The 17,074-nt window shown below is 65.0% G+C and carries 14 protein-coding genes; 8 read left to right on the top strand and 6 right to left on the bottom strand.

From position 1 onward, the window contains the following. Nucleotides 1-5: 5 nt before the first annotated feature. The 6 genes from DSAT_RS00505 to gmd form a co-directional block, all read right to left on the bottom strand. Complete coding sequence (locus DSAT_RS00505; protein WP_020885607.1) at nucleotides 6-1,046, bottom strand: DegT/DnrJ/EryC1/StrS family aminotransferase; 1,041 nt, start codon at nucleotides 1,044-1,046, stop codon at nucleotides 6-8. Beyond that, nucleotides 1,043-2,089, bottom strand: a complete 1,047-nt coding sequence (locus tag DSAT_RS00500; protein WP_020885606.1) for a GNAT family N-acetyltransferase — start codon at nucleotides 2,087-2,089, stop codon at nucleotides 1,043-1,045. Before DSAT_RS00500 ends, DSAT_RS00505 begins: the two co-directional genes overlap by 4 nt. Then, a complete protein-coding gene (asnB, locus tag DSAT_RS00495) occupies nucleotides 2,089-3,978 on the bottom strand; it encodes an asparagine synthase (glutamine-hydrolyzing) (RefSeq protein ID WP_020885605.1) in 1,890 nt (629 codons plus the stop codon). The genes DSAT_RS00500 and asnB overlap by 1 nt, the downstream gene beginning before the upstream one ends. 107 nt (nucleotides 3,979-4,085) lie before the next feature. Further along, on the bottom strand, nucleotides 4,086-4,886 hold the full coding sequence (locus DSAT_RS00490; protein ID WP_020885604.1) for a glycosyltransferase: 801 nt from the start codon (nucleotides 4,884-4,886) through the stop codon (nucleotides 4,086-4,088). Continuing rightward, complete coding sequence (locus DSAT_RS00485; protein ID WP_020885603.1) at nucleotides 4,883-5,827, bottom strand: GDP-L-fucose synthase family protein; 945 nt, start codon at nucleotides 5,825-5,827, stop codon at nucleotides 4,883-4,885. Before DSAT_RS00485 ends, DSAT_RS00490 begins: the two co-directional genes overlap by 4 nt. Further along, on the bottom strand, nucleotides 5,824-6,921 hold the full coding sequence (gene gmd / locus DSAT_RS00480; protein WP_040370457.1) for a GDP-mannose 4,6-dehydratase: 1,098 nt from the start codon (nucleotides 6,919-6,921) through the stop codon (nucleotides 5,824-5,826). The genes DSAT_RS00485 and gmd overlap by 4 nt, the downstream gene beginning before the upstream one ends. 449 nt (nucleotides 6,922-7,370) lie before the next feature. Here gmd and DSAT_RS00475 point away from each other — a divergent pair, with 449 nt between their 5' ends. The 8 genes from DSAT_RS00475 to DSAT_RS00440 all read left to right on the top strand — a co-directional run bounded on the left by DSAT_RS00475 (nucleotide 7,371) and on the right by DSAT_RS00440 (nucleotide 16,999). Then, nucleotides 7,371-9,146 carry a 6-hydroxymethylpterin diphosphokinase MptE-like protein gene (locus DSAT_RS00475; RefSeq protein WP_020885601.1) on the top strand — a complete coding sequence of 592 codons (1,776 nt, stop codon included), beginning with the start codon at nucleotides 7,371-7,373 and terminating at the stop codon, nucleotides 9,144-9,146. A 151-nt stretch (nucleotides 9,147-9,297) separates the two neighbouring features. Beyond that, nucleotides 9,298-10,041 carry a hypothetical protein gene (locus DSAT_RS00470; RefSeq protein ID WP_020885600.1) on the top strand — a complete coding sequence of 248 codons (744 nt, stop codon included), beginning with the start codon at nucleotides 9,298-9,300 and terminating at the stop codon, nucleotides 10,039-10,041. Further along, the gene (locus DSAT_RS00465) at nucleotides 10,038-10,610 is read left to right on the top strand and encodes a DUF2764 family protein (RefSeq protein ID WP_020885599.1); all 573 of its coding nucleotides are present in this window, start codon (nucleotides 10,038-10,040) and stop codon (nucleotides 10,608-10,610) included. Before DSAT_RS00470 ends, DSAT_RS00465 begins: the two co-directional genes overlap by 4 nt. Then, nucleotides 10,607-12,340 (top strand): V-type ATP synthase subunit A, encoded by a 1,734-nt coding sequence (locus DSAT_RS00460; protein WP_020885598.1) that lies wholly within the window; start codon nucleotides 10,607-10,609, stop codon nucleotides 12,338-12,340. The genes DSAT_RS00465 and DSAT_RS00460 overlap by 4 nt, the downstream gene beginning before the upstream one ends. Next, nucleotides 12,333-13,883 carry a V-type ATP synthase subunit B gene (locus DSAT_RS00455; RefSeq protein ID WP_020885597.1) on the top strand — a complete coding sequence of 517 codons (1,551 nt, stop codon included), beginning with the start codon at nucleotides 12,333-12,335 and terminating at the stop codon, nucleotides 13,881-13,883. The genes DSAT_RS00460 and DSAT_RS00455 overlap by 8 nt, the downstream gene beginning before the upstream one ends. 149 nt (nucleotides 13,884-14,032) lie before the next feature. Beyond that, nucleotides 14,033-14,638, top strand: coding sequence for a V-type ATP synthase subunit D (locus DSAT_RS00450; RefSeq protein WP_020885596.1), 606 nt, complete (start codon nucleotides 14,033-14,035; stop codon nucleotides 14,636-14,638). Next, a complete protein-coding gene (locus DSAT_RS00445; protein WP_020885595.1) occupies nucleotides 14,635-16,437 on the top strand; it encodes a V-type ATP synthase subunit I in 1,803 nt (600 codons plus the stop codon). Before DSAT_RS00450 ends, DSAT_RS00445 begins: the two co-directional genes overlap by 4 nt. Nucleotides 16,438-16,516: 79 nt before the next feature. Continuing rightward, nucleotides 16,517-16,999 (top strand): ATP synthase subunit C-like protein, encoded by a 483-nt coding sequence (locus DSAT_RS00440; protein ID WP_020885594.1) that lies wholly within the window; start codon nucleotides 16,517-16,519, stop codon nucleotides 16,997-16,999. Nucleotides 17,000-17,074: the final 75 nt, after the last annotated feature.

Below are 17,074 nucleotides of genomic sequence, written 5' to 3'. Positions count from 1 at the left end.
TCCTCCTAACCCATCCGACCCAGGACGCCCCGGGCCACATTGAGCACCATCTCCAACTCCCCGTCGCCCAAGCCCGGATAGATGGGCAGGGACAAGGTACGATCCCAGACCTCTCGCGCCACGGGAAAGTCCTCGTCCCTGACCCCGGGCTCGAAACGGTGGGTCAGGATGTCCACAGGTCGCCGCACCGCCACGCCGCGACTCTCGAAAGCTGCCATGAGTCCCTCCACCCCGCGGCCCTCGGGCACGAGCACGGGAAAACGGAAATGCATACAGCGCACGGCTGCGGGCCAGGACAGGCCCGGCAGATCCCGAAGCAGGGACAGGTACGCCTCGGCCACGCGGGCGCGGCGGGCCGTGAAGTCTCGGAGCCGGTCGAGTTGGGCCAGGCCCAGAGCGGCCTGCAGGTCGCTCAGGGGCCAGAGGTTGAGGGCGTATATCGAACCGTCGATACGTTTAAGGTCCGCCAACCGGTCCACTAGCCCGGGCTCGGCTGCCACGACCACCCCGCCTTCCCCGGCGCAAAGAACTTTGGTGGCCTGCAGGGAAAAGATACTCAGATCGCCGACAAGTCCCGGAAAGTCCTCGCCAGGGCAGAGGAACTGAGCGAAATCCTCGATGACCACGGCCTTATGGCCGCGTAGCGCGGAGAAGTCGCGCCAGCGCCCTAGGATGTGGGGCACGATGAGGGCCTCGCAAGTCTGGGCGGCCGCCAGGGCCTGGTCCGGGTCCAGCAGAAGATCATGAGCGATGTCGCAGAACACGGGCCGGGCGCCCACATGGCGGATGGCCGCCAGCAGGCTGGGGCAAACATAGGTAGGCAGGGCAACTCGGCAGCCCGTTCCGACTCCCGCCGCCAGCAAGGCCAGGACTAGGGCCTGGGTTCCGGACCCGCAGGCCACGCCCCCGGCGCCTCCGGCCAGCGCGCTCAGACGCCGGGCCAGTTCCCCGGCCAGGGCGCCCTCGGCCAGCATGCGGCCGGACATAACCCGTTGCATCGCCTGGAAGTCCTCCGCTTCGATGGTCGGTCGCAAATGGGGGATCATGACGCGCACATCCTGAAGGGCAAGCTGTAAAAGAAGGGAAAGGCCTCGGACAGCCGCGCCCTGGTCATTCCGGCCAAGGCCGGATCGTAGATCCGGATGAGGTAGTGGTAGGGACGGTCCTCCGCCCCGAACTGCCTCTTGAAGCGGTGCACGCCCTCCTGTGTATCCCAGGTGCCTCCGAAATTCCACCGCGCGGCCCCAGCCCCGGCGGCCCGGCGCATGCCCTCGTAGACCAGGAGGGAAAGGGCGTTGCTATCCTGCACCGCAGCGTCCATGGCCGGGACTAGGTACTCCCAGCAATCGCCGAAGCGGGCCACGAGCATGCCTGCGGCGATGCAGTCGTCCTTCTCGGCGAAGAGGAACGAGCACATGCCGCCCGAGCGCGCCGAACGCGCGGCCCAGGCGAAAAAGGCTTCGGGTTTGGTCAGGCCGCCCCTGCCGCCGATACCCCGCTCGTGCATGGCCCGCAGCCAGTCCAGGGCTTCGTCGTCGCAGCGCTCGCGCACGGTCACCCCTTTGCGCTGGGCGTTGCGGATGTTGTTGCGCCGCTTGCCCTCCACTAGGTCCGGCAGGATGCGTTCCGGATCCCCGGGAAGCGGGGCTATCTGGCCCAGGCGCCAGTCTTCCGCGTCCGGGCGCAGAATCCGGCGCAAATCCTCCAAGCGGGTTTCGACGGGTGTAAGGATGAAAGTGGCGGAGCGGCAGCCGCTCTCACGAGCCACCTGGTCGAACTCCCCGGCCAGAGCCTCCAGAACGTCCGAGCCGTCCAGGCCGGGCCGACACACGGGGCCGCCGTGGCTGCCGAAGAACGGCAGGGAGTTGATGACCCTGCCTTCCCCCTGGTCGGGCGAAATCACATACGGTAGGACGCCGACCAGCCCATCGCTGTCCCAAGCGGCGATGAGTTGGGCCTCGGCGCCTGTGACTTCCCCGAGCATGTCCAGCCACTCCGGGGAGTGGGTCATCATGGCCGCCGGAGACACGGCCAGGAGGCCGTCGTAGTCCGGGAGGCTGCGGACCGGGAGACGCTCGACCCGGAGCATCAGGCCCTCCCCTCGCCGCGGATGTACTCGCGCAGCCAGCACTCCACGTTGAGCAGCGACCAGATCAGCAGGCGGCGGTTCTTCTTGCCCTCCAGGTGCTCCATGACCAGCCGTCGCACCGCGTCGCGGTCCAGATACTCGTACACTGCGGCTTCGCGCTTGATGAGCCGGTTGGCCACGTAGCGGATGCTCTCGCCCCTGAACCAGCTCTCGTCCGGCGCGGAAAAGCCCTGTTTGACGCCGCCAGAGATGTCCTGCGGCACATGGCGGCCGAGCACTCGGCGCAGCGCCATTTTTCCGTCACGGGTTTTCTCGAAGTACTTAGGCCCCTTGGGGCCGGGCTCGTTCTCGTTCATCCGCACGACCTCGGTGAGGTTGCCGAGCTTCATGGACACCGGCAGGCGCATGGCGAAATCCACGAGGTCGTTGTCCAGGAACGGCACCCGGTTCTCCAGGCCGTGAGCCATGGACATCTTGTCCTCCACCGTGAGCAGGCCGTGCAGGAAGGTCTTGGCCTCGAAATAGAGCGAATTGTTCACGGACTGCTCCGGCGTGCAGGGCAGGTGCCTGCGTTCGCCGAAAACGTCGCGGAAGATGTCGCGCGTCCAGACGTGGCCGACCTCGCCCCAGATGGGCGCGAAGACCTCCTTGATGAGGCGGTTTGGGATCAGCCGCTGCCAGAAGACGTAGTACTTGTCGATGTAGTCCTCGAAATCGCTGCACACGGCGGCGCGGTAATAGCGCCAGGGATAGCCCGCGAACAATTCGTCCCCGCCCGTGCCGCCGAGCACCACCTTGACGAACTTCGAGGCCAGTTTGGCCGCGTAGAAGTTGGGGTAGCACTGCCCCACCCTGGGCTCTTCCAGGTGCCAGGCCAGGGTGGGCAGGCAGCGCTCCATGTCGCCCGCCTTGAGCACCATCTCGTAGTGCTCGGTCTTGAAGAGGTAGGACATGTACTCGGCATTGGCCCGCTCATCGCAAGCCAGCTCCAGGCCCGAGGCCGAGCGCAGGTCGAAGCCGCAGGTGAAGCTCTTGATGTAGGGCAGGTGCGAGGCCGCCACCGCGGTGATGGAGCCCGAGTCGATGCCGCCGGACAGATAGGCCCCGAGTTCCACGTCGCTGACGAGTTGCCGCTTGACTGCTCGACTGAAGAGCATGTCCAGTTCTTCGAGATACTCGCCCTCGCCAAGCGGCCTTTCCGGCTCCCGGAAGTCGAAGTCCCAGTAGCGCGAGAAGCGCAGGGCGCGCTCCTCCTGCGTGGCGGGCACGAAGGCCGTGCATCCGGCCGGAAACATCTCTACGCTCCTGGTCAGGGTCTTGCGCGTGAAGAAGTTCTGGAAGGTGAAGTATTCCAGCAGGGCCTCGGCGTCCATGGCGCGCCTGGCCTCGGGGTGGGCCAGGATCGCCTTCTGCTCGGAACCAAACAGGAAGCTTCGGCCAAAGAAGGCGTAATACAGCGGCTTTATGCCGTAGCGGTCCCTGGCCAAGAACAGGCCTCGCCGCTCCTGGTCCCAGACGGCGAAGGCGAACATGCCGTTTAAGCGCGTCACGCAGGCCTCGCCCCACTGCCTGTAGGCGGCCAGGACGACCTCGGTGTCGGTGCGCGAAGAAAAGACGTGGCCGTGGGCTTCGAGCTCGGCGCGAAGCTCGAGGAAATTGTAGATCTCGCCGTTGTAGGTGATGCAGACAGGCCCGCGCCGCATGGGCTGCGCGCCCTCGTCGGAGAGGTCCAGGATGGCCAGCCGCCGATGCCCGAGCCCCACCGGACCGTCCAGCCACACGCCCTCGCCGTCTGGACCGCGATGCGCGATCGCCCGCGTCATTCTTCCGAGAACGCCGACCTCGGCCGGGGAGCCGTCATAATTTATCAGTCCACAGATTCCGCACATCGCTCGTTTTCCGATCCAGATGGGCACCCATGACGATCAGTCGCATGCCGTCCGGCCTTTCCGTCCACCCCGACATTCCCTCGGTTTTTTCGCCCGGCAAGGAATAGTCAGTCCTTCCGGTGTTCCCGCGCAACCCTCACCAGGGACGAGGATTCCGCCAGCAACTTCTTCCACGATTCTTCGCCATGCACGTCCCGCCCCCGCTGATCATGGCTCCGGACGGAATAGAGCACCTTGGGAACATGCTTGAAGCGCGCCCCGTTCAAGGCGAAACGCAGAAAGCATTCGTGGTCGTTTGCCGTGTAGGCATTGTCGAAATAGCCGAACCGCTCATGCAGCGAGCGGCGGTAGAGCTTGGACACCCCGCACAGGTACCAGTCGCAGAAGCAATCCTCGAAACTGTAATCTGGCAGACGGAATTCGCGCAGGACGCGCATGTCGTCATCCACCACGAACATGTCCGAATAAACGAAATCCGCCTCGTCGCGGTCGAGGTACGCCGCCATCTCGGAAAACATCTGGGGATGGCAGATGTCGTCCGAGGCGACGTAAGTGCAGTATTCGCCGGACGCCATCTCGAATCCCTTGTTGTAGGACGGCGTGTGGCCGAGGCGGGTCTCGTTCTCCTGAACGATCAGGGTACGGCCCGCAGCCCGATAGCGGGGATACACGCAGCGGGATATGGTTCCGTCGTCCTCGAGCCGCGCGGCATGCGACACCGTGTCGGACGCAACGGCGCGCACGTATTCGGCGAGCAGCCCGGATGTGTTGTCGGGCGACGGGTCCGCCACCACGATGATCTCGATGTCCGGATAATCCTGGAACCATATGGAATCGAGGCACGCCCACAGGTATTCGGCCTGATTGTAGGTGGGCACTATTGCTGAAATCCTGGGCGCGTTGCTCATGATCCTTCCCGTTGCCCAATGGCATGACAATACCACCGATAGGTTTCTGCCAATCCTTGCTCCAAGGCGCGCCTCGGTTTCCAACCCATGGCCTTCAGCCTGCGACTGTCAGTCAACTTGCGCGGCGTGCCGTCCATCTCCGGCCGCACGAACCGGATGGCCCCCTCGAATCCGACAACGCGACCGATGGCTTCCGCCAGTTCCCGAATAGAGACCTCGGCTTGGGAGCCCACGTTGATGATGGATTCGTCCGAATAGTTGTCCATGAGAAAAACCAAGGCGTCCGCCAAGTCGTCTACATGGAGGAATTCCCTGAGCGGAGTTCCGGTTCCCCAGACCTCGACCTCGGCGGCTCCCGCAAGCCTCGCTTCATGGAAGCGGCGCATGAGACCGGGAACCACGTGGGAATTCTCCGGATGAAAATTGTCGCCCGGGCCGTAGAGATTCGTCGGCATGGCGCAAATGGCGTCAAACCCATATTGTCTCCGAAGCCCCTGGCAAAGCTTGATCCCCGCTATTTTGGCAACGGCGTACCACTCGTTCGTCGCTTCCAGCGGCCCGGTCAACAAGGCGTCTTCCGAAATGGGCTGCCTCGCATCGCGCGGATAGATACAGGACGAGCCAAGGAACAAAAATTTGCGCACCCCGGATTGCCAGGCCGCGTCGATGACATTGGTCTGGATCAGCAGATTGTCGCGAATGAAGTCAGCCGGATACCGGCTGTTGGCATGAATGCCGCCGACTTTGGCCGCAGCCAGGAAGACGTACTCGGGGCGCTCCTGCTCAAAAAATCGACGGACATCGGACTGGCTGGTCAGGTCCAACGCGGCGCGGGTGCGCAGAATCAGATTTCCGCACCCTTCGGCATTCAGCCGCCGCACGAGGGCCGAACCCACAAGCCCCCCGTGGCCCGCGACATAGATTCGTGCGCCCGGATTCATCCTTCCCCCCGGCATCCGGGCTGGACGCCGTGGCCATTTTCCCTGCACAGCACTTCCAGCCTGGCTTTCTCCAAGTCCGAGGCGACCATCTCCTCCACCATGGCCTCAAAGGACGTCTTCGGAACCCAGCCCAGCTTTTTCCTGGCCTTCTCCACCTCGCCGGTCAGGCTGTTTACCTCGGTGGGGCGGTAATATCTGGGATCGATGCGCACCACCACGTTGCCGGTCACGGTGTCGATGCCGATCTCATCCACCCCTTTGCCCTGCCAGTGCACCGCCATGCCGAGCTTCCGACCCGCGATCTCCACGAAATCACGTACGGAATAGCTTGTCCCGGTAGCAATCACATAGTCATCGGGTTCATCCTGCTGCAGCATCAGCCACATCATCTCGGTGAAATCCGCGGCATGGCCCCAGTCGCGCCGGGCGTCGAGGTTTCCGAGCCAGATCGTCGATTCGATGCCCGCCGCTATCCGCGTCAGGCCGCGGGTGATCTTGCGAGTGACGAACGTCTCTCCCCTGCGGGGAGACTCATGGTTGAAGAGGATGCCGTTGCACGCGTACATGCCGTACGCTTCCCGGTAGTTGACGGTGATCCAGTAGGCATAGAGCTTGGCGGCGGCATAGGGAGAGCGGGGACTGAACGGCGTCATCTCACTTTGCCTGTCCATGCCGGAATTACCGAACAGTTCGGAGGTAGAGGCCTGATAGAACCGGGTCTTCTTCTCCAATCGGAGAATGCGGATGGCCTCCAGGAGGCGCAAAGGCCCCAAGGCCGTCGAGTCGGCCGTGTATTCCGGCGTCTCGAACGAAACCGCCACATGGCTCTGAGCCGCCAGATTGTAGATTTCGTCCGGCTGCACTTCCTGAACCACGCGGATCAGATTGGTGGCGTCGGTCATGTCGCCATAGTGGAGAATGAAACGGCGCTCGGCCTCATGAGGGTCCTGATACAGATGCTCCACCCGCTCGGTGTTGAACAAGGACGCCCTGCGCTTCAGACCATGAACCTCATAGCCTTTGCCCAGCAACAGTTCGGCCAAGTACGACCCGTCCTGACCGGTCACGCCGGTGATCAACGCTACCTTACGCATGTCCCAACCGTTTCGGCCCACGGCCTTTCCCTTGATTTGCGCGATCCACCCGCCTGACACTGTGCCATTGCCGGCGTATCGCCTTGCTTTCCCATGAGCGGCCCACGCATCCGCCTTTTCTTGCTTCGCCTCGTTTCCGTGCCGGAAAGGGAGCCCGCGCCCGGCTCGCTTGCAAGATGAGTGCCTTGCCCCGAAACATGGCCGAACGCCGCGCCACTTCAAAGGACACGGCGGCCAGGGAAAGTCAACCTCCCCCGGCACGCTCGCGCGGGCGTAAAAACATTGACACCGTAGCGAGCCCGGCACACAATCGCCATGGCAATACGGCCCGCGTGCGAGAAATTGTCCGGAGCGCAAGCACGTCCTCTTTTCGCGCTCCGGGTGATATGAAGCCGCGCGCGGCGGCCCAGGCTCTTGCGCCCAGAACCCCACGACCCCTGAAGCGAGTCATGGCCGGACTGAAATTCACCATCGACGAGATCCCTCCGCCCGGAGAAGGCCCCGCGCCGCACGTCGTCTGCCTGGGCGCGCCCTCCCTCGGGCTGCCGGGCGACGCCTCGCGCCTGACCCTGCTCGATCCGGGCAGCGAGGAATCCATGATCGAGGCGATTTCCCTGAACCCGGCCCTGTTCGCCCACGGGCTGGTGGTCTGCACCTCCTCCAAGGCCTTTGCGCGTCATCCCCGCGAGGTCGTGAGGCTGCAAAAGCTCCTGGCCTTCCTCCACACCAAGTTCGTGGCCTATCCCAAGGGCTCGGCCAAGATTCCGGACCCCCTGAACCTGCGCGACGAAAACCAGACGCACGAGTACAGCCACGAACTGAACCGGCTGCGCAACATGCCGCTGCTGCTCGACGCGCCGTTGGCCGAAAAGCTGGCTGCGACCAGGATCGGCCTGCCCGCCCTGATCTGCATGCCCGGCCCCTCCCTGGCCGGGCTGGGGCCATGCGTCAGAGACATCGCCAAGGGCCACCTGGTCATCGCCATCGCCCGCACCCTGCCCTTCCTGCGCGTCCATGGCGTGACGCCCGACATCGTGGTCCAACTGGACACCTATCCGGGGCAACGCCACTTTTACGCTCCTGGCGACGACTTTTCACGCAGCGTGCTCATCTCCCTGAGTCTGGCCCCGGTGAGCGCCATCGCCGCGCGCTTTCACCGCGTCTTTTTCATGGAATCCTTCGACCTCGCCGCGCTGCCCAACCCCTACCGGATGCGCGAATCCTGGCTCAGTTCACTCCTCTCCTGCCTGGGCGCGGCCGAAACCGTTCACGCGCCGCGCGTTCTCATGGCGGGCTGCGACCTCTCCTTCCGGGGAAACGACGTCTACTGCACCGCCGACACGCCGGACGCCCCCGCCTCCTGTCCGGCCGCCGAGCCACACGATGGTCCGGTGGAGATCCACGGCAGCGAAGCCGTCCTGGCGGACAACGCGGGCCGCAGGGTACGCACCCGGCTGGGCTATCTGGCCACGGCCGTGGAGGCCGAACTCTTCGCCGCGGACATCGCCCGGACCGCGGGCACGGCCTTCTTCAACCTGAGCCGGGAAGGCATCCTTTCGCCCGAGGTCTTTCCCTTCCTTTCCCCTGAAGATGCGGCGGGCGCCCCGGCCATCGATCGCGAGGCATTCCTCGGCGCGGCGCGAAGCGCCTACGCACGCAAAGAGCGCGTGGATTTCGAGGGACTGTTCAGGGAATTCGACGCCGGGACCAGACGCGCGGCCCTGGACAGAGCCATCATGAGCTGTCTGAAGGTGGCCGCGAACGAGGACGCCGTCACCGGCAATCCATACTTCCGCTATGTGCGCTCGCAGCCTCTGCTGGCCAAGGGCGCAAGCAGGGACGACCTCCTGGACGCCGCCCGCCGCCTGACCGAAAAGCTCCACGACGCCTGTGAGCTGGCCCGGGCTGCCGCGGCCATGCACCTGGCCCACACCAGACGCCAGCCTGTGCCGGTCCTGTGCCTGGGCGAGGAGGAGGCCGAGCTTTCGGCCCGGCTGTCCCGCTTCCGCCCGAACTTCGAGTGGCGCTTCGTGGGATTGCGCGACTTTGGCGCCTCGCGGCCCGCGCCAAGCGGCGGCGCGCTCGAACTCAAGAACCTCGGGGTCTGGCTTTCCCGGCAGGCGGTGGCCCTCGTCTCGCGCGGCGCGCGCGAGGAGTACGGCTACGCCTACACGATCCTCGAACGGCCGAACGTGGTTCTGGCCGAAAGCCTGCCTTTGCCCTAGCAGACTGTACTCTATCGCCCGGAAAGGCCCGCAGGGAGCCGATTTTCCGTCAAGGGGGCTTCCCCCGAGCGAGACTAATGTGTTAGGCAAGAAGGCAGGCGCCGATTCGCCGTATCCGGGCGAGAACCGCCATTTCTTCCAGGAGAACGCAATGTCCGGCGATTTGCAGCATCTCATCGAACGCATCCGCAACGAGGGCGTGAAGGCCGCCGAGGCCGAGGCCGAAGAGATCGTGGCCGCCGCGCGCAGCCGGGCAGGAGCCATCGTGCGCGAGGCAGAGGACCAGGCCCGGGCGCTTCTGGCCAAGGCCGAAGAGGACGCCAAGGTCTTCACGGAGCGCAGCCGCACCACGCTCGTCCAGGCGGCCCGAGACCTGCTGCTCTCGGTCAGCCAGGGCGTGGAGAACATCATGTCCGAACTCGTGGCCGAGGCCGCCCGCGAGGCCCTGGACACGGACTGCGTGAAGCGCATGCTGCGCAACCTGACCGAGAACTGTGACTTGGTCGAGGGCAAGGTGGACATGAGCGTGCTCGTCTCGCCCGAGCAGGAAAAGGAACTCGTCCACTTCTTCGCCGAACTCTACAAACAGCGCCTAGCCAAGGGCATCGAACTGCACGCCTCGGGCGACATCCTGCGGGGCTTTCGCATCGCCTACAAGAACGAGGCCGTGTTCCTGGACTTCACCGAGGAGGCCGTGGCCGAGGCCATGTCCAGCCTGCTGCGACCGCACTTGGCCGAGATCGTGAGCCACGCCCTGACCATCCGCGAAGGCGTGGAGAAGGCCCGGCGCACCATCGGCTTCGACGCGGGCGAGGCCGCCGCAAAGGCGGCCGACGCCAATGCGTCGAGCGAGAGCGCGGACAAGGCCGATCAAACCGGGGAAGACACGGCGTGAACCATTACTACCTCGTGGCCTCGTTGCCGACGCTCACCTTCGGCGAGAAGCCGCCCTTCACGCTCGATCGCTTCCGTTCCATGGTGCACGGCGTGCTCACTCCCGAGGAGGAACGCGATCTCGCCCTCGTGCTCGACGGCCGGGACGGCGGAAGCGACGCTTTCGTGGACGAGTGGCGCGAGGCGTCCAAGGGCATCGAACTGGCCGTGGTCAAAGGGCGCATCGCCCGCGCCTGCCGTCTGGGCGAGGATTGTCTCCAGGAGGCGGGCGTGGTGGCCGGATACGCAGGCCAGCGGGTGGAGGCGGCCTTTGAAATGGAAACGCCGCTGGAGACGGAGCTTGAGATCGACCGCGTGCGCTGGCTCGTGCTCGATGAACTGACGCGGCTTGCTCCCTTCGCCTTCAAGCAGATCCTGGCCTATGCGGTCAGGCTCTCCATCCTGGAACGCTGGGCTGCCATGCGCGAAGAGGAAGGCTTTTCACGGGTCGAAGAATTCGTGGACACTGCGGGCGAGACGACCCGGGCGCACGATGCCTTCGCCACGCACGAAACGAGGACGGACGCATGAGCGAGAATGTTGGGCGGGTGATGGGCGTCAACGGCAATCTCCTGACCGTGGAGTTCAGCCACCCGGTCTTCCAGAACGAGATGGCCTATGCCGAGGTCGGCGAAGAACGCCTGAAAGCCGAGGTCATCCGGGTGCGCGGCCGCTACGCCGATCTGCAGGTCTTCGAAGACACCAAGGGGCTCAGGATCGGCGACCGCGTCCATTTCAGCGGCGAACTGCTCTCGGTGCAGCTTGGCCCCGGCCTTTTGACCCGCGTCTACGACGGACTGCAGAACCCGCTGGCCGAGTTGGCCGAGCAGTCGGGCTTCTTCCTCAAACGCGGCCTGTATCTCGACGCTTTGGACATGAAGCGCGAGTGGGATTTCACGCCTTCTGTCAAGGAAGGCGACGAGGTGGCAGCCGGGCACTTCCTGGGCCACGTGCCGGAAGGCATCTTCGAGCACCGCATCATGGTTCCCTTCGGCCTGGCCGGACAATGGACGGTCAAGGAGATCGCTCCCGAGGGAGCATACAACGTGACCGAGCGCATCGCCCTTTTGACCGACGCCAAGGGCAACGAGCGCGAAGTGACCATGATGCAGCACTGGCCGGTGAAGATTCCCATCAAGGCCTACGTCGAGCGGTTGCGTCCCAAGAAGCCGCTGGTCACCAAGGTGCGCATCATCGACACCATCTGCCCCGTGGCCGTGGGCGGCGTCTACTGCACGCCCGGCCCCTTCGGCGCGGGCAAGACCGTTTTGCAGCAGATCACCTCGCGCCACGCCGACGTGGACGTGGTCGTCATCTGTGCTTGCGGTGAACGCGCGGGCGAGGTCGTGGAGACCATCCGCGAATTCCCCAAGCTCACGGACCCGCGCACGGGCAAGAGCCTCATGGAGCGCACCTGCATCATCTGCAACACCTCGTCCATGCCCGTGGCCGCGCGCGAGGCGAGCGTCTACACGGCCGTGACCATCGCCGAGTACTACCGCCAAATGGGCCTGAATGTGCTGCTCCTGGCGGATTCCACCTCGCGCTGGGCCCAGGCGCTGCGCGAGATGTCGGGCCGTCTTGAAGAAATCCCCGGCGAGGAGGCCTTCCCGGCCTACCTGGAGTCGGTCATCGCGAGCTTCTACGAGCGCGGCGGCATCGTGCGCCTGCACAACGGCTCCACCGGCTCGGTGACCATCGGCGGCACGGTGAGCCCGGCGGGCGGCAACTTCGAGGAGCCCGTGACCCAGGCCACGCTGAAGGTCGTGGGCGCGTTCCATGGGCTCTCGCGCGTCCGTTCGGACGCACGGCGCTACCCGGCCGTGGACCCCCTGGACTCGTGGTCCAAGTACGACCCCGTGGTGCCGCGCGAACAGGTGGCCCTGGCCGAACGACTTTTACGGCAAAGCGCCGAGGTGGCCCAGATGATGAAGGTCGTGGGCGAGGAAGGCACCTCCATGGAAGATTTCGTGATCCACCTCAAGGGCGAATATCTCGACGCGGTCTATCTGCAGCAGGACGCCTTCGACGAGGTGGACGGCGCGACCTCGGCCGACCGGCAGCGCCACGTCTTCGCCCGGCTTCACGACATCCTGGAGACGGAGATGGACTTTTCCGACAAGAACGAGGCGCGGGCCTTTTTCCAGCGCCTGATCCAGGCCACGCGCGACTGGAACCGCGCGGCCATGGACACGGACGAATTCGCGGAACTCGAATCGAAGGTGCGGGGCATGGTCTCGGAGGCGGCCCGCTATGCGTAAGGTCTACCACCGCATCGACAACATCGCGGGCAACGTCATCATTCTCACGGCCACGGACGCGGCCTACGGGGAACTCGCGTCCGTGACCTCCACGCGCGGCACCTCGCTGGCCCAGGTCATCCGTCTGGAGGGCGACCGCGTATTCCTGCAAGTCTTCGCGGGCAGCCGAGGCATCGCCACTGACGCCCAGGTGCGCTTTCTGGGCAGGGGCATGGAAATCCCCTTCTCCGAGCACCTTCTGGGACGGATATTCGACGGCGCGGGCCGCCCGCGCGACCGTGGCCCCGAGATCCGCGACAACCCCGTTCCCATCGGCGGCCCGCCGGTGAACCCCATCCGCCGCGTGATCCCGCGCCACATGGTGCGCACGGGCATCCCCATGATCGACATCTTCAACACCCTGGTGGAGTCGCAGAAACTGCCCATCTTCTCCTCCGCGGGCGAGCCCTACAACCCGCTCCTGGCGCGCATCGCGCTGCAGGCCGAGGTGGACATCATCGTTCTGGGCGGCATGGGGCTCAAGCACGACGACTACCTTTTCTTCCGCGACCACCTGGAGGAGCACGGCGCACTCTCGCGCTCGGTGCTCTACATCCACACCGCGGCCGAGCCCACGGTCGAGGCGCTGCTCGTGCCCGACGTCTCGCTGGCCGTGGCCGAGCAGTTCGCCCTGGACGGCAAGCGGGTGCTGGTGCTGCTCACGGACATGACCAACTTCGCGGACGCCATGAAGGAGATCGCCATCACCATGGAGCAGATCCCCTCCAACCGAGGCTATCCGGGCGATCTCTACTCGCAGCTCGCGGCGCGCTACGAAAAGGCCGTGGATTTCGACGGCGCGGGCTCCATCACGGTCCTGGCCGTGACCTCCATGCCCGGCGACGACGTGACCCACCCCGTGCCGGACAACACGGGCTACATCACCGAGGGCCAGTTCTACCTGCGCGGCGGGCGCATCGAGCCCTTCGGCTCGCTCTCGCGCCTCAAGCAGCAGGTCAACGGCAAGACGCGCCCGGACCACCGCACGATCATGAACACCATGATTCAGCTTTTCGCCTCCTACCGGGAAACGCTGGAAAAGCAGGCCATGGGCTTTCGCATGAGCGGCTGGGACAAGAAGCTGCTCAAGTACGGCAAACGCTTCGAGAACGAGATGATGGACCTCTCGGTGAACCTGCCGCTGGAAAAAGCCCTGGACCTGGGCTGGGCCATCCTGGCGGACTGCTTCACGCCGGAGGAGACGGGCATCCAGTCCGCGCTGATCCGCGAATACTGGCCGTCAAAAAAGGACGCCAAGGAGTCTTCCGAGGTCGATTCCAAGGACTCTCCCGAACCCGACTCCGAGGACGGTGGCAAGAGAACACCCTCTTCGGATGCAGCCAAAACCAAGCCCGAGCCCAGGGACGAGGCCGACGACGCGCCCGAGCCGCGAAAAAAATCCGGCGCTGACGATGAAGCGGCCTCCTCCGGGGACTCCGAAGAGCGACCCGACGCACACCCCAAAAGCGAGAACATCCAAGGAGAGAAAGACTCCAAACCATGACGGGGCTGTAGACAGACACCGAACCCAAGCCAAAAGATTTTGAGGAAAGGGAGAGGGGTCCGGGGAGAGGGGAAACCCCTTTTGCACAAGGGGGTTTCCCTCTCCCCGGAAGCATCCCTCCCTCCTCCGACAGGAAAAGCACGACGGCCATGGCGAAGATCAAACTGACCAAGAACGAGCTGAAGACGCAGCGCGACGCGCTGGCGCGGTATCGTCGTTTTCTGCCCACGCTGCAGCTCAAGAAGCAGTCGTTGCAGCTCGAGGTGCGGCGGCTTGCGCACGAGCTCAAGGAGAAAAAGCAGGAGGAGGACCGAACGCGAGCCGAAATGGCGGCCTGGATCAAGCTCTTTGCCGAGCCGTTCGATTTCTCGCCATATGTCGCCCTGGACGGACTCGTGATATCTCGGGGGAACGTGGTGGGTGTGAGCATCCCCGTGCTGGAAGAGCTCAGGTTCCCGGCCAGGATGCCCGACCCGCGCGAGACCCCGGCCTGGACCGACGAGGGCGTGCGCATGCTGCGCCGCCTGATCCGGCTGCGCGTGGAGCGCGAGGTGGTGCGCGAGCAACACCTGCGATTGGCCGAGGAATTGCGCACCACCACGCAGCGCGTGAACCTCTTCGAGAAGGTCAAGATTCCCGAAAGTCGGGAGAACATCCGGCGCATCCAGATATTTCTGGGCGACGAGCAGACGGCGGCCGTGGCTCGGGCCAAGATCGCCAAGACCAAGACGCGCGAGCGGGAGGCGCAGCTATGATCGTCGGCATGCGCAAGCTGACCCTTTTGTGCCGCGCGGCGGACCGCGACGCGGTGCTCTTCGGCCTGCGCGGCCTTGGGCTGGTGCACGTGGAGCAGTTGCGCCAGCCCGTTGGCGACGGCCTGGACGAGGCCAAGCAACGGCTGACGTACCTGCGCACCGCGCTCGACGCCCTGCCTGACGTGCTGCCCGAGGGTGTGCAGGCCAGGGTCTCGGAGGACCCCATCGAGGAGGTCATCGAGCACGTCTGGAGGCTGGTGCACGAGGCCGACGATCTGCGCGACGAGTTGGCCGGTCTCGTCCAGGAGGAGAAGCGTATCGCGCCGCTTGGCGATTTCGACCCCCAAGTCGTGGCCGAACTCGCAGCCAAGGGCATCCACGTCCGCTGCTTCCACACGCCGCTTCGTCGAGGTCTGCCGCGCATCGAGGATTTCATCACGCTCGAACTCTCGCGTGACCGCGACCGTATCCACTTCGCGCTCGTCGGGCGGACCGAGCCGTCCGAGGATACGCTTGGCCAGGCCACGGAGGTGCGCCTGCCCAAACAGTCGCTCTCGGCGGTCAGGTTTCGCATCGCTTGGGTGCGCGACGCCCTGGAGCGAAACGCCCTGCGGTTGGCCGAACGCTCGGGCGACAAGCCACGCCTGGCGGATGTGGTCCACTCGGCCTTCGAGAAGGTCCGCTACCTGGAAATCCGCCAGGGCATGGACCTTGCGGACGCGGGCCAGGAACTGGCCGTGCTCACGGGCTGGTTCCCGGCCAGGAACGAGGCTCAGATACGGGCGGCGGCCGAGGCATTCTCCTTCGGCCTGCTCGTGAGCGAACCAGGGCCGCACGACGAACCGCCGACCCTGATCGAGAACCCGCGCTGGGTCAGGCCCATCCACACGGTCATGGACATGATCGGCGTGCTGCCCGGCTACCGGGAGACCGACTTCTCGCCCATCTTCCTGCTTTTCCTGAGCCTTTTCTTCGCTATGCTCGTGGGCGACGCCGGATACGGCCTGCTCTTCACGGGCCTGCTGCTGGCGGCTCGAAAGTTGCCGCTCAAGGTTCCGCAGGGTTTGTTCCCGCTGCTTTGGGTGATGAGCCTTTGCACCATCGCCTGGGGAGCCTTGACCGGCACGTGGTTCGGCATTGCACGATTGCCTGGGCCGCTCGCGGACCTTCGCGTGGACTGGCTGACCAGCGAAGGTGCAGAGCAGAACATCATGCTCCTGTGTTTCTTTATCGGGGCAACGCACCTGACCATCGCCCATTTGTGGAACGTCATCCGCTTCTTCCCGGACCCGCGCTTTCTGGCCCAGATAGGCTGGATTTGCACCACCTGGGTGATGTTCTACGCGGCCAGGGCCTTCGTGCTGCTGCACGACTTCCCCTCGCCGCTGCTCTACGTGCTGGCCGTGGGCGCGGCCCTGATCGTGCTCTTCATGACCCCGGTGAAACGGCTGAAGGAAGACTGGATCGGCCACGTCATGTTCCCGCTGAACCTGATCGGCAACTTCGTGGACGTGGTCTCCTACGTGCGGCTGTTCGCGGTGGGCGCGGCCACCCTGGCCGTGGCCTCGGCCTTCAACGCCATGGCCGCCGAAACCGCGCAGGGGTTGTTCACGGGCCTTGCGGCGGCGCTGATCCTTTTTCTGGGCCACACCCTGAACATCCTTTTGGCCATGATGGGTGTTTTGGTGCACGGGGTGCGGCTGAACACCCTGGAGTTCGCCACCCACCTGGGATTGCAGTGGAAGGGCCGCAAGTACTCACCGTTCAGGCGGCGGGAAATGGACGAGGACGAGGCATGAACGCGGGAGTCCCGACCGGCGGTTCCGGACGCCCGGACCGGCCATACGATTTCGGATCGCAGCAGACAAGGAGACGCACATGGACACGTTGACCATGATCGCCCTGGCCAAGGCGGGAGCGCCTGCGGCGCTCGGTTTCGCGGCGCTGGGCTCGGCCATCGGCATCGGCACGGCGGGCATGGCCGCCATCGGGGCCTGGAAAAAGGCCTACATGCAGAACAAGGCCGCGCCCTTCATCCTCATCGCCTTCATCGGCGCGCCGCTCTCCCAGACCATCTACGGCATGATCCTGATGAATGTGATGAACGGCATCTGCGACGCGGCCATGCTGGCCCTGGAGCAGGGGCAGGACGTGATCGTGAACTGGCCCGCGATGCTCATGGCGGGCATCGTGGGCGGCATGGCCATGGGGGCCTCGGCGGCCTACCAAGGCAAGGCGGGCGCGGCCGCGGCCGACGCCCTGGGCGACACGGGGCAGGGATTCGGCAACTATCTGATGACGCTTGGCGTGGTCGAGACCGTGGCCCTGTTCGTGATGGTCTTCATCCAGGCCTCGCTGTAGCGGGCCGCGAGCCCGGCGAGCACTGCCAGCGCAGGCGCCACGGCGCGGAGGAGTCCGGAATGATCCGGACTTCTT

Origin of the sequence: Alkalidesulfovibrio alkalitolerans DSM 16529 (assembly GCF_000422245.1) — a bacterium.
Taxonomy (GTDB): Bacteria; Desulfobacterota; Desulfovibrionia; order Desulfovibrionales; family Desulfovibrionaceae; genus Alkalidesulfovibrio; species Alkalidesulfovibrio alkalitolerans.
This window is presented reverse-complemented; position numbering and strand designations above follow the sequence as displayed.

Bases quoted from the DNA above. Each gene is read 5' to 3' on its own strand.
- asnB (WP_020885605.1), bottom strand. From the start codon at position 3,978: ATGTGCGGAATCTGTGGACTGATAAATTATGACGGCTCCCCGGCCGAG.
- DSAT_RS00490 (WP_020885604.1), bottom strand. From the start codon at position 4,886: ATGAGCAACGCGCCCAGGATTTCAGCAATAGTGCCCACCTACAATCAG.
- DSAT_RS00455 (WP_020885597.1), top strand. From the start codon at position 12,333: ATGCGTAAGGTCTACCACCGCATCGACAACATCGCGGGCAACGTCATC.
- DSAT_RS00500 (WP_020885606.1), bottom strand. From the start codon at position 2,089: ATGCTCCGGGTCGAGCGTCTCCCGGTCCGCAGCCTCCCGGACTACGAC.
- DSAT_RS00445 (WP_020885595.1), top strand. From the start codon at position 14,635: ATGATCGTCGGCATGCGCAAGCTGACCCTTTTGTGCCGCGCGGCGGAC.
- DSAT_RS00440 (WP_020885594.1), top strand. From the start codon at position 16,517: ATGGACACGTTGACCATGATCGCCCTGGCCAAGGCGGGAGCGCCTGCG.
- gmd (WP_040370457.1), bottom strand. From the start codon at position 6,921: ATGCGTAAGGTAGCGTTGATCACCGGCGTGACCGGTCAGGACGGGTCG.
- DSAT_RS00470 (WP_020885600.1), top strand. From the start codon at position 9,298: ATGTCCGGCGATTTGCAGCATCTCATCGAACGCATCCGCAACGAGGGC.
- DSAT_RS00485 (WP_020885603.1), bottom strand. From the start codon at position 5,827: ATGAATCCGGGCGCACGAATCTATGTCGCGGGCCACGGGGGGCTTGTG.
- DSAT_RS00505 (WP_020885607.1), bottom strand. From the start codon at position 1,046: ATGATCCCCCATTTGCGACCGACCATCGAAGCGGAGGACTTCCAGGCG.
- DSAT_RS00450 (WP_020885596.1), top strand. From the start codon at position 14,033: ATGGCGAAGATCAAACTGACCAAGAACGAGCTGAAGACGCAGCGCGAC.
- DSAT_RS00460 (WP_020885598.1), top strand. From the start codon at position 10,607: ATGAGCGAGAATGTTGGGCGGGTGATGGGCGTCAACGGCAATCTCCTG.
- DSAT_RS00475 (WP_020885601.1), top strand. From the start codon at position 7,371: ATGGCCGGACTGAAATTCACCATCGACGAGATCCCTCCGCCCGGAGAA.